This window comes from Rothia sp. P4278 (genome assembly GCF_048512945.1).
Lineage (GTDB): Bacteria > Actinomycetota > Actinomycetes > Actinomycetales > Micrococcaceae > Rothia.
This window is the reverse complement of the sequence record NZ_JBLXXU010000002.1, coordinates 641,504-653,203: the sequence shown is the minus strand read 5'-3', so window position 1 is coordinate 653,203 and position 11,700 is coordinate 641,504. Positions and strand designations below refer to the sequence as shown.

Here is an 11,700-nt window from a genome sequence, read left to right as displayed (position 1 = left end):
TGCCCTGAGCTAGGGATGATGCGCCTTGGGAGAGGGATGAGGCGCCTTGGTCAACCTTGCTGGCGCCCTGAGCTAGGGATGAGGTCCCGCTGGCTAGTGAGTCTGTTCCTGATTTTAGGTCGGTGAGCCCTACGACTAGCTCCTTACTGCCTTGGGCTGCTGAGCTTGAGCCGTCTGCCAGTTTTTGGGCACCGTCGGAAGCTTCCCCCAGGGAGTCGTGGATATTGGTGAAGCCCGCGTAAATCTTGCTCAAGTATTCTGTGGATACCTTATGGGCCAGTGCGTCGGTAACTGCTGTCCCAAGTGAGCTAGCGATATTGCCGGAGATGATGTTAGAGCCGTCGTTGGTGGCAATATCTAGTTTGGCTTTGCGGGCTGCATCTGAAGAGTTTTCGGACAGGGATGAGACGTTGGCTGAGAAGTCAGCTGGAATGGTCAAAACTGCCTGAACCCGACCGTTTTCGAGCTCGCTCCGTGCTTGGTCAGCATCCATGACTGACCAGTCAAAATTACTGGTGCTGTCCTTAGTAAGTAGTTCTTGGGTGAGGTCGTCACCGAGGGTCAGTTCTTGGCCTGTGCGTGTGGTGGCAGCCTTGTCCTGATTGACGATAGCGGCCGGTACGGCATCGATGGTACCGGTGGGGTCGTAGTTAGCCCAGGTGAGAATACCTGCGTAGATGGAAGGAATAATAATAACTGCCAGGAGTACCAGGTATTTCATGGGGCCTGATGTGCGCTTTAGGGCGGGGTGTTTGGTTCGTGTTGAAGGCACCGGGTTCACCTACTTTCTTTTTAAGGTTGGGGAGAGGGGAAAACTAAGGGGGGTTAGCTGGTAGCCGCTTGGATCATGGCGGACAGGCGCTGGCCCATGGCCTGGGCGGTGTTGGGGCCGGTGAAGTCTGTTCTGAGCCAGCGCACTGTTAACCAGGCGGCCCCGGCGGCGATAAACTGGGCGTAGTCACTGGTGAGAGGCCTATTTGTGGTCTTGGGTTGTTCGGTAGCAGAGCCTCGGAGCAGGAGTCTATGGGTCAGGAAGGTAACGAGCTCTTCGACCAGAGATGAGTTGCCGGAGGTGTCTAAGACATTGCGGAAGAAGACTGCATCTGCTTGGAGTGCGGTGAGCAGGCTGGTGCTAGCTGCGCTTGTGATGAGGGTGCTTGGGTCGGTGGGGTCTGCCTCGGGGAGCGAGTTGAGGGCGGTATCTAGCTTTTCCAGCGCGGCAGTGTGAATGAGCGTGTTGATGTCTGAGAAGTATTGGTAGAAGGTGGGGCGGCTGACTCCTGCGGCCTTGACCAGGTCGGTGATATTAAGGCTTGCTGGTTCTGGGGTGTTCAGGGCCTTGATGGTGGCCTCGACAAGGGCTGTGCGACTACGGGCGGGGCGGGGGTCTAGGGTCACGGGCTTCTCTCCACAGTATTTTTCTTACAGATGTAAAGTTTACGCCTGTGAGGGAAATCGGCAAGGGGCTGGGGTGTGATATAGGACAGTTTCTGTGAGCCAGGGGTGCTCAAGACTGCAACCGCTACCTCAAATGCCCGCCCCTGAAGTCTTCCTTTTCGCTGGGTAGGTAGAGTACTGGCAAGCCTGTTTCTTGCCTGGCTCGTTAGCGCCCGCACGGGAATTCACGTTAGCCCTAGCCAGCTGGCTGGTGCGCCTTTGAGTTTCAGCCAACAGGCTGGCCGGTTACCCGCTAGCGGAGACCCGGTAGATTAGAACTATGAGCACATTCACCCGCTACGCCCTCACCGCAACCACCACCCTTGTCGCAGGCGCTTGCGTCACTACCGCTCTCACCGGCTACCGGCAAGCCCGTAAACCTTTAGCTAAAGGGCTCAGCTTGGAGGGTCGGAGTCATCCCTCGGGTTACACCCAGCTTTTGGCTGACCTGACCTACCAGCAAGAGGGTACTACTGTTTCGGAGCAGTCCATCTTTGCCGCCCTTGAGGGCCTGATCGAGCGTGCCCAAGACTTCCTGGTCTTAGACCTCTTCCTCTTCAACTCTGACTACGACCGTACCCGTGGGCCAGAGGGTGGCTACCCGCGGCTTGCTGAGCGGGTGACTAGGGCCCTGGTTAACAAGCGGGCACAGGCACCTGAACTGCCTATCATTTTTATTACCGACCCCATTAATACTTTCTACGGTAGCTACTCCCTACCTCACCTGGAGCAGCTAGCTGATGCTGGGGTGCAGGTGGTGATGACCGATCTAGATGCTCTGGCTGACTCCAACCCGATCTACTCGGCTTTCTATCGCACCTTCCTGGCCCGTCTGCCCGAACTTCCTGCAGGGTTGCCTAACGTCTTGGCTCCTGGGCGTCCTAGGGTGAGCCCTAACGCCTATGCTCGTCTCTTCAATTTCAAAGCCAATCACCGCAAGCTGGCGCTTAGTGAGCGAGAGGCCCTTGTCAGCTCAGCTAATCCCCATGACGCTTCGGCCCCTAACTCTAACCTAGGTTTGCTGGTGACGGGCCCCGTTCTGGCCGATATTTTAGCCAGTGAACGCGCTATTTATACCCTCTCGGGTGGGCAGGGTGAGGTCTTTGACAGGTTCGAGCAGGTGCTCACCCAAGGCCTGCGCGACAGGAGCGGCCAAAGCTCAGAAGACCATGAGCCGGTGAGAGTTCAACTGGTCACCGAAGGAGCTATCCGGCGGGTAGCCTGCCAGATGGTGCGAGCAGTAGAGCCCGGTGGAGAGATTTGTCTGGGAATGTTTTATCTTGCTGAGAGATCAGTGGTGCGGGAGCTCAAAGCTGCCGCTCAGCGCGGAGTTCAGGTGCAGGCCCTGCTTGATCTGAACCTTGATGCTTTTGGGCGTAAGAAGACGGGGCTGCCGGCCCTGCCTGTAGCCCGCGAACTGCAAGGCGCTGGGGTGCAGGTGCGGTGGTATGCCACCAGTGGGGAGCAGTTTCACCCTAAGTACTTAGCGACCTACCGAAAGGGGGAGGGCGGCGGTATCTTCGAGCTGCTGGCTGGATCGGGTAATTTTACCCGCCGAAATATTTGTAATTACAACCTGGAGACTGACCTGAGGTTGGTGGCACCTATCGATGCCCATTTGGCTCAGGAGTTTACTGCCTATTGGTCACTGATGTGGAGGAATGAGCCGGTTGCTGGCAGGCCAGCTCTCTTGAGTCTGCCCTATGAAGGGCGTGAGGAGCCTGGGGCCTTGCGCTCTGCCTTGCACAAGCTGGTTTATCGCTTTCAGGAGGCTACCGGTCTGGGTACCTTCTAGAGACTTCTTAAGCTGAACTGCGTGGAATAAAAGAATTTTTGCGTTTGGTGGACGGCTGGGGCCTAGTAATTGCACAACTACTTTAGGCAAGGAATGCCAAGATGGTGCAGTTGCTCAAGAAGAGCGCGACAAGCGATAAGACCACCAGCCACACCCAGTCCGGGTCATACCTGCATCTTCGCTGCAGGCCAACTGCCGGTGCAAGAGCTGAGAGTGAGTGGTGGGTAGATACCGGGTGGCTATTCCGAGGGTTAGACCAGGCAGAGAGTAAGCCCAAGGGCTATGGAGGCAGTTGCCCCAGAGAGGATGAGGCCAAAGAGGAGAGCCGGACCACCAGCGGAGAGGGTGGATTTGAGATTGACTGCCGTGCCCAGAGCGGCCATGGCTACTGCCAAAATAAAAGTGGTGAAGGTATTGAGTCCAGCCAGGAGCGGGCCAAGGGGCTGATCCAAGCCGCTCCACGCCAGCACTGACCTGAGCACGATAGCCACGATAAACCCCACCACAAAGAGGGGCAGTAGGGGTGGTCTGTGACTCTTAGCCTGCGAGGTCTTCCTCTGGGCCTGCCTACTCTGGCCATAACCTACCAGAGCCACAATAGGGGCCAAAAGAACTACCCGGCCCAGCTTGCTTACCGTAGCAATATCGGTCACCTCTGGGCTAATAAAGCCCCCCGCCGCTACTACCTGCCCCACCTCATGAATAGAAGCACCTAACCATACCCCAGCCTGCAGAGGTGTAAGGGGCAAAAAACCGACCAGGGCCGGTAAGGCAAACATAGTCAAAGTGCCGCAGAGGGTAATGACAGCCAAGGCCGTGAGGGCCGCGTTATCCACTGTTTCATCGTCTGGGTCTTGGGCTTTTGGGGGTAGAGCCGCCGAGATACCGGCAATTGCCGAAGCGCCACAGATTGCAGTGCCGGTGGTGGTCAGAAGGGCGGTAGTGGGGGCCAAAGCAAGGTAGCGCCTCAAGATGATAGCCACCAGGTAGGTCCCTGCAACTGTCAGAAGTATGGTCAGTAGGGCCCCGAACCCCAGTGAAAATACATCTGGCAGAGACAGACGAAGACCCAGGAGGACAACGCCCAGCCGTAACAGGCTCTTGGAGGCAAAGGTCAAGCCAGCCTGAGCAGTTTGGGGTAAGAGGCCCATATTGCGGGCAGCTATTCCCAGAACTATGGCCAGAAGTAGGGTGCTGACCAGCTTGAGACCGGGCATAAGGGTCAGAAGGTAGGCAACTAGGGCTAGGCCCACCGCTAGGACTAGCCCCGGTAGGAGCTTAGGGAGGGACGCTAGGCCAGCGCGAGGGGTGGCTCTGCGGTGGATTGTGGGGTCTGGCAAGCTCATGCTTTTAGTTTAGACTGCCTTGAGCCCTCTGAGTTGGCCTGCAGAATGAAATCCCTCCCCTTTCCTTAGCTACTCTTGACACCCCTAGAACCTCAACCCTTTTATTCCGGGGAGTGCCCCGGTAAGGGCTAGGCGGTGGTAAGTTCCAGTAAACGGCGGTGGACTGTGGTGTCCCCGGTCAGCTCGGGGTGGAAGGAGATGCCCAGTAGTTTGCCCTCTTGGACGCCTACTATTTTCTTGCGGTAGGTGGCTAGGACTTCTACCTCGGGGCCTGTTCGTGTAATCGCAGGTGCACGGATAAAGGCTGCCCTCAGCGGGGTTTCTTGCTGGCACCAGGCAAGCTCAGCTTCCGCCGAATCGATCTGGGAGCCAAAAGCATTACGGGCAACGGTGACATCGAGCAGACCCAGGGTTTGCTGGTCAGCGGCTGTGCCCTCAAGGTCTTTGGCCAGAAGGATCAGCCCGGCGCAGGTGCCCAGGGTGGGCAGGCCAGCGCCGATAGCGTCAATGAGGGGTTGGCGTAGGCCAAAGATACGGGTGAGCCTGTCGATAGTGGTTGATTCCCCACCGGGTAGTACCAGGGCATCGCACCTTTGCAGTTCCTCCGGTTTTTTGACCAGCAGAGTGTTCACCCCCAGCGTCTCTAGGAGCTTGACGTGCTCGGCCACTCCGCCCTGGAGGGCCAGAACACCAACGGTTAAAGTCATGGATTCCCTTTCGCTACCCCGGCAAAGTAATAGATGCTAGGGGTGGGGCGTAGTTACCCCACCCCCTAGGCTTACCAGCCGCGTTCTGCCAGGCGGTGCGGTGCGGGCAGGTCGGCAACGTTGATGCCGACCATGGCTTCACCTAGGCCACGTGAGGCTGCGGTAACCTGCTCGGGGTCATTGTAAAAGGCGGTGGCTTTCACGATTGCCTTGGCGCGGGCTTCTGGTTTGCCGGATTTGAAGATGCCCGAACCCACAAAGACACCGTCTGCGCCTAGTTGCATCATCATGGCAGCATCGGCTGGGGTGGCAACGCCGCCTGCAGTAAAGAGGACTACGGGGAGCTTGCCGGTGCGGGCTACTTCAAGGACCAGCTCGTAGGGTGCGGCCAGTTCTTTGGCCTTGACGTAGAGCAAGTCGGGGGACGTGGCCTGCAGAGCCTGAAGCTCAGCGATCTGGGTCTTGATGGTGCGAATGTGTTTGGTGGCTTCGGAGACATCCCCTGTGCCTGCTTCACCCTTAGAGCGGATCATGGCTGCACCTTCGGTGATGCGGCGCAGCGCCTCGCCCAAGTTGGTGGCGCCACAGACAAAAGGAACCTTAAAGGTGTGTTTGTCAATGTGGTTGACGTAGTCGGCGGGGGAGAGCACCTCAGACTCGTCAATGTAATCGACCTTGAGGTGCTCTAGGATCTGGGCTTCGACGAAGTGCCCGATACGGGCTTTAGCCATGACGGGGATTGAGACAGCATCGATAATGCCCTCAATCATATCGGGGTCACTCATGCGGGCAACACCGCCCTGGGCGCGAATGTCGGCGGGCACGCGTTCAAGGGCCATGACGGCAACAGCGCCAGCATCTTCAGCGATTTTGGCCTGTTCGGGGGTGACAACGTCCATGATGACGCCGCCTTTGAGCATGTCGGCCAGGCCGCGCTTAACAAGGGGTGAGCCGGTGTTTGCGGTCTCGGTTGTTTTTTCAGTCATGGTGACCAGTCTGCGCCCAGATCTGGTCTAGGGAAAGGTCCAGACAAACACATTCTTTTTAGACCAGATAGTTTAAGGCCTGGGTTTACCCCAGGCCTGGATTTTCTGCCCCTCTCAAACTCCAGGCCAGGCACTTAGTCTCTGGGGGTGAGACTGGAGTGCCTGGCCTGGGAGGGGTTCGCTGTAAACCTGGGAACTTTTTAGGCTTCGGGGCGGTAGAAGTACTGATCTGGTGATTTCATGCTTTCCTGGCCGTTAACGGTGGCGGTGTACTTATAACGGTATTTAACCCTCAAAGTGCTCCAGTCACGATCATCTTGGCCGGTTGCAACAAAGAGGTAGCTTGGGAAGGGCGTGGTGCCCTTCCTGGCTGCCAGACTTCCCTGGTAGTAGGAGGTGTAAGCGTATTCTGTAATACCTTGACGTGTGACCACGTTACCCTGGGTGTAGTCGCGGGTAGGGGTGGCCCAGCCATTGGACTTTACGCTAGTGAACTGCAGATTATCTTCTGGTAGCCAGTAGGTCACCGCTACGTTGGTGATGATATCTGTAGGAATGGTGAAGTAAACAGCTACGCTGTATGGATTTCGCTCATCGAAGGTAGTCAGCCAGTAGCGCTTACTGCCGTCGTAGTTAGCGTCCTGATCTGAATTGTGGTAGGCGTGACCGTTGCCGCTGACAGCGGGCTGCTTCTCGCGGGTAGAAGCGGCATAGGCCGGGATGCTGGCGGATGCTAGGACCATGGGTGCGGACCAGGCCAAGGCCCGGCGGCTAACATGAGGGGTGGGGGAGGACATCTTTACCTGCTTAGAGATATTTAGGATGGTTTAAGGTGTTTGGCCCATGCTATCAGCTCCTTCTGGTTCGGGTAATGGAGATAGGCATCTCTCGGTGAGATGTTGGCAACAAATAATAAATTATTCTTTGCATCTGTAATGCCTAATAGGAGCCATATTTACAGATATAGCAAACAGGGCTGGGGGCTCAGAATCCTGCCGAGTTCGTATCCGCAGCCTGGGAATAAGGGCAGGCCCCTTAAGAGACCCCCAGCACCTCACTGGGCCCAGGGGGAAGGAGCCAGGAAGTGTCATCTTCTGACCCTTTAGCACCTACTACCCAGGTTCGCTGAGTAGTTATCTCTAGGGTTCCTATCTGCCGATACACTAGAGAAGGGAAGAGCAGAAGGGGGTTACGTGGCTCAATACTCAGGGGATGAATACCTCCCCCTTAGCCTGAGCAGGGGCACAGGGCTCTCCTTACACACCCAGATCGCTGAGCAGATCCGCGCGCTGATTGTCTCTGGCCGCCTCAGGGCCGGTGACCACCTGCCATCTAGCAGGACGCTAGCCCACCAGTTAGAGGTTTCACGGGGCACAGTGGTCTTTGCCTATGAACAGCTGACCGGTGAGGGGTACCTGTCAAGTAATCGTGGCGGAACGCGGGTCTCACGCACACTACTGGCTCACTGGCCCCAAGATCCTGCTCAACCCTCCGGCGCCGGCCAAGAATATCTCATCCCAGGGCCAGCTAGCGTCCAAGTCCAGCAGCCAGAAACAAGCCCCCCTCAGGGCAACTTTTTTGACCTGAGGCCCGGTCAACCCGATACCTCCCTGCTGGCCAGCGCCAGCTGGCGAGCGGCCTGGCGAACCGCCGTGGCAGCCCCTCTGAGCAGCCACCCCCCGGCTGGGTCGCTAGCCCTACGCTCAGAGTTGGCAGAGCACCTGAGGCTCATACGGGCCACCTACAGGGACCCAGAGGAGCTACTGATAACCGCTGGTGCCAGGGAGGGTTTTCGCCTGCTTCTTACGGCTCTGCGTGCTCGGCAGCGTAAGCGCCCCTTGAGGGTGGCAGTGGAAAATCCCGGTTACCCTAACTTGCGTAAAATCCCCCAAACCTTTGGGCACCAGATCATCCCTATACCGGTTGATTCCTGCGGTCTGATTCCGGACTGCTTACCTGTCGGTAAAGATCGCCCGGATCTAGTCTTGCTGGCACCTAACCACCAGTACCCCTTGGGCACCTCCATGCCGGTGAGCCGTCGCCTGGATTTACTTGCCTGGTCTGCGGAGCAGCAAGTGCTCCTCGTGGAGGACGATTATGACTCCGAACTGCGCTACCGAGGTGATCCTCTGCCCACCCTGGCCGCTCTTGACCGTTCCCCCCTGCTATCTTCCCAACTAGTTTCTGGTAGGCAGAGCCAGCAGGGTCGAGTCCTTACCCTAGGTTCCTTTTCTAAGCTGCTAGCTCCCGGTCTTAAGCTGGGTTACCTTCTAGCACCCCCGCAGCTAGCTCAAGAATTACTGGATCTTCGGGATACTCTGGGTAACCCCGTGCCCTGCCTGGTTCAAGATGCTCTAGCTCATTTTCTGGCCCGGGGCGGGCTGCGAAGCCATACTGCCCGGATGAGTAGGGTCTACCGACGGAGGCGGGAGCTTGTTCGTGAGGCTCTAGGGCAGATTCCCGGAGTGAAGTTGGTTCTGATGGAAGGTGGTTTGCACGCCATGCTGATCCTGCCGGGGCAGGGAGGGCTCACTGAGACCTGTGCCTTGGAGCGAGCCCGTGAGATGGGGGTAGTTCTGGCCCCTCTGAGCGACTACTGGTCCCAGGAAAGTGAGCTGTCCCCTGGCTCTCCCCTGGGGTTAGAGCACTCGCAAGGGCTAGTTTTAGGGTTTGGTGCCCTTAAGGACCAGGACCTTGCTCTTGCTCTAGAGCGCCTGCGTTTTATCTTGATGCGCCCTTCAGTCTAAGAGAGCCTGTTGATGTCTTCAGAGATTTACCCTGGCCTGTCGGCCCTTCTGCTCAGTCCCAGAGAGCTACTCATCCCCTGGGTGGGAATATCTTCGTAGCTAAGCCTGTGCTATCTTCCAGGCCACAGAGTCGAGGGAGGGCGGTAGACTAAGAGGGTGATTGAGGAACCTAAGAACAAATCTGAGCTCCACCCCACCGACCGGCTACTGGCCGGGGCACTTGCAAGCCCTACCCTGGTTCAGGCCCTGGTCTTCCTGGTCTTTGGGCTGGTTACCGTTTTTTGGCAGGCCCCGACCCTGACGGTCATTACTATAATGCTGGCGCTCTACCTGCTGGGCTATGCGGGAGCCTCCTACCTGACGGCGCGTGCGCTTGCTCCTGCCGGGGACAGGGTTTCTGCCCAGGGGTTTACTTCAATAGCCTTAGTTCAAGCCGCCGGTGGCGCTCTGATGCTTCTGGCGCCGCGCGGGGAGTTCTGGCTCACCCTCATAGGGGCCCTGGTTCTTGGCCTGACCGGTGTTCTTAAAGTTCTAGCCGGTATGCGCTCTCAAGAGTGGAACCCTGCCGCCCGTGACTGGCAGCTGGAAGGCCTGATCATCACTCTGTCTGCGGCCGCCCTACCGGTGGTCTCAGAGATCGGAGACAAGGCCATTATGGGAACCGCCGGTGGCGGTGCCCTGCTAGCAGGTGTTTTTGTGCTGATCGGGGCGCTTACTCTGCGCGCTCAGGCAAACAAACCCCAGGAGCCCTAGCAGGGCTACCTGTGACCCTAGCGGTGGCGGGGCGCATAAAACCCTTGGCCACCCCGTAGACTGGTGGGACTACCAATTCAGGAGGAAGAAGTCTGTGGCTCAGAAGAGTGAACCAACCCGGTCAGGGTTTAAGGCGCAGGTGACCGGCCCGCTCATTATCGCGGCGGTACTAGCAGCTGTTGCCTTTGCCTGCACCTTTATTTTTGCTACCGGCGGTACGGCCAACCGGCCTCAGTTCGTTTTGGCGCTGACCATCGGCGGTGCTGTTTTTGTGGTCACCCTGGTCATGTGCGCCACCCTTATCTTGGTGGAAAAACCCAATGACCCCTCCTTGGGCCAAGGTACCGGTGTTAACCGTTCCTCCGCCAAGCTCTACGCCGAGGCACGCGCCCGCCGTGAAGCCGAAGCCAAACGCCGAGAAGCTGAGGAAAAAGAACGCCTGGCCCAGCGTATCGACGAGGCCAACAAAAAGAACTAGCCCTACCTGCCGGTCAGAGGCAGATAGGGCCAGTCGCTAGTGGAAGGCACTAAGTGCATATTTTCAGCTGGCGCTAGATCCTAGGATTCCTGAGCGGCAGAACCTAGATCGTGGGCTACCTTACGGCTGGTGCGGTAGGCGGTTTCAATGGCTCCGTCTACTACCACACCTCGCCAGCCGCGAGCATAGTCGGACCCAGCAAAGTAGATGCGGCCCATATCCTGTTCGAAATGGTGCCAGCCATCGGTAAATTGCCCCTTCTTCAAGGTGGCCCAGGCTTGTCCGCTCCAGGGGTCATCGACCCAGTCATGGCCAGTGCAGTCGATAGCTTCAAGGTCGGGGCGCCACTGGTTGAGGATTTCTTGGGCATCCTCAAGGCTGTTGAGGTCTACCTGGCTGTGATCGGAGCCAAAACCTACGCAAATGGTGGTGCCGTCGTCCAGAAAGAACTCGCTGCGGAAGACATTAATCTTTGCGGGGCTAGGGGCGTAGCCCAGAATCTTATGATGGCCCTTGATTTTAATCCAAATCTTGCAACCGGTGGAGTTCCACTTCTGCTGGATCAGAGAAGGAATTTTACCCGGTAGCTCAGGTGAAAAAGTCAGGTTGCCTAGCGCCCCCAGCGGGACGGTAACTACGACGGCATCCGCCTCGACCAGCCGGCCATCTTCTAGGGTTAAGCGCACCTGCTGGTCGCTATGCTCCACCTTTTTGACCGGGGTCTCTAAATGGATAGGGCAGGTGAGGTCTTGAGCAATAGCCTGGTAGATACCTTGCATACCATTGGTCAGTTTAAAACGGAGGGTCTGTTCATCCATGAGCGAGAGACGGTGGTCGCTCAGAGCCGCCCACTGCTTAGCCATCAGTGATGACCCCTGGTGGGGGTTGCCGATGTAACCAGCAGACCAGTAGGCGTTACACAGATCCTTCTCTTCCTGGCTGAAATCTCCCTCTTCGAGAGGGTCAAGAACACTGTCTTGATCCGCCTTGAGGAAGGCTTCTTGCAACTGCTCTGAGGCCTTTGAATCGGGCCTCAGGATGGCCAGGGGGTCTTGGGGGTTGGGGAAGAAGTCACGAGAACCTTCAAAGATTTTTGCCTGTGGCCTAGCAAGGCGGGCATCCATCTGACTTTCAGTACCTGAAATGACCTGCCCCTGGCTGACCCAGTAGGCATCACAGTCTGAGGGGCTGGGGTAGATGGTCTGCTGGTAGCGGGTAATCTCAGCCCAAATATGGGGTTGCATCCAGTGGACCCAGGTGGCACCTAGTTCCAGGTCTTGACCCATGCGGTTTTCCGTCCAGGCTCTGCCCCCGATGCGGTTCCGGGCTTCAAAAACTTCCACCTGGTAGCCCAGGGTTTGAAGTTCTCGGGCGGTCACTAGGCCGGCGAAGCCAGCTCCAATTACTGCTACTTTTTGTGTGGTCATGGTGGGGACCTTCTTTCTGTGGCA

General features: G+C 57.4%; 11 protein-coding genes. 4 read left to right on the top strand and 7 right to left on the bottom strand.

The window, feature by feature from the left end; translation table 11 throughout:
* The coding region (locus tag ACN085_RS07095) for a YhgE/Pip family protein (RefSeq protein ID WP_419111041.1) at positions 1-772 on the bottom strand (772 nt) is incomplete at its 3' end.
* Between the two features lie 53 nt (positions 773-825).
* Positions 826-1,398, bottom strand: coding sequence for a TetR/AcrR family transcriptional regulator (locus ACN085_RS07090; RefSeq protein WP_419111040.1), 573 nt, complete (start codon positions 1,396-1,398; stop codon positions 826-828).
* A 319-nt stretch (positions 1,399-1,717) separates the two neighbouring features.
* Here ACN085_RS07090 and ACN085_RS07085 point away from each other — a divergent pair, with 319 nt between their 5' ends.
* Positions 1,718-3,232 (top strand): phospholipase D-like domain-containing protein, encoded by a 1,515-nt coding sequence (locus ACN085_RS07085; protein ID WP_419105390.1) that lies wholly within the window; start codon positions 1,718-1,720, stop codon positions 3,230-3,232.
* Positions 3,233-3,483: 251 nt separating this feature from the next.
* On the opposite strand, the gene ACN085_RS07080 is transcribed toward ACN085_RS07085, so the two are convergent.
* The 4 genes from ACN085_RS07080 to ACN085_RS07065 form a co-directional block, all read right to left on the bottom strand.
* Positions 3,484-4,578 (bottom strand): YeiH family protein, encoded by a 1,095-nt coding sequence (locus tag ACN085_RS07080; protein WP_419111039.1) that lies wholly within the window; start codon positions 4,576-4,578, stop codon positions 3,484-3,486.
* Between the two features lie 128 nt (positions 4,579-4,706).
* On the bottom strand, positions 4,707-5,285 hold the full coding sequence (gene pdxT, locus ACN085_RS07075; RefSeq protein WP_419105392.1) for a pyridoxal 5'-phosphate synthase glutaminase subunit PdxT: 579 nt from the start codon (positions 5,283-5,285) through the stop codon (positions 4,707-4,709).
* A gap of 71 nt (positions 5,286-5,356) precedes the next feature.
* Positions 5,357-6,271, bottom strand: a complete 915-nt coding sequence (gene pdxS, locus ACN085_RS07070; RefSeq protein ID WP_419111038.1) for a pyridoxal 5'-phosphate synthase lyase subunit PdxS — start codon at positions 6,269-6,271, stop codon at positions 5,357-5,359.
* Positions 6,272-6,471: 200 nt separating this feature from the next.
* Positions 6,472-7,068 carry a hypothetical protein gene (locus ACN085_RS07065; RefSeq protein ID WP_419111037.1) on the bottom strand — a complete coding sequence of 199 codons (597 nt, stop codon included), beginning with the start codon at positions 7,066-7,068 and terminating at the stop codon, positions 6,472-6,474.
* Positions 7,069-7,464: 396 nt separating this feature from the next.
* On the opposite strand from ACN085_RS07065, the gene ACN085_RS07060 reads away from it, so the two are divergent.
* From ACN085_RS07060 to ACN085_RS07050, 3 genes are all read left to right on the top strand, one after another.
* Positions 7,465-9,018 carry a PLP-dependent aminotransferase family protein gene (locus ACN085_RS07060; protein WP_419111036.1) on the top strand — a complete coding sequence of 518 codons (1,554 nt, stop codon included), beginning with the start codon at positions 7,465-7,467 and terminating at the stop codon, positions 9,016-9,018.
* Between the two features lie 156 nt (positions 9,019-9,174).
* Positions 9,175-9,771 (top strand): hypothetical protein, encoded by a 597-nt coding sequence (locus ACN085_RS07055; protein ID WP_419105395.1) that lies wholly within the window; start codon positions 9,175-9,177, stop codon positions 9,769-9,771.
* A gap of 94 nt (positions 9,772-9,865) precedes the next feature.
* On the top strand, positions 9,866-10,249 hold the full coding sequence (locus tag ACN085_RS07050) for a hypothetical protein (protein WP_419098870.1): 384 nt from the start codon (positions 9,866-9,868) through the stop codon (positions 10,247-10,249).
* 80 nt (positions 10,250-10,329) lie between these two features.
* Here ACN085_RS07050 and ACN085_RS07045 read toward each other — a convergent pair whose 3' ends face one another.
* Positions 10,330-11,676 carry a flavin monoamine oxidase family protein gene (locus ACN085_RS07045; RefSeq protein ID WP_419098871.1) on the bottom strand — a complete coding sequence of 449 codons (1,347 nt, stop codon included), beginning with the start codon at positions 11,674-11,676 and terminating at the stop codon, positions 10,330-10,332.
* Positions 11,677-11,700 lie beyond the last annotated feature (24 nt).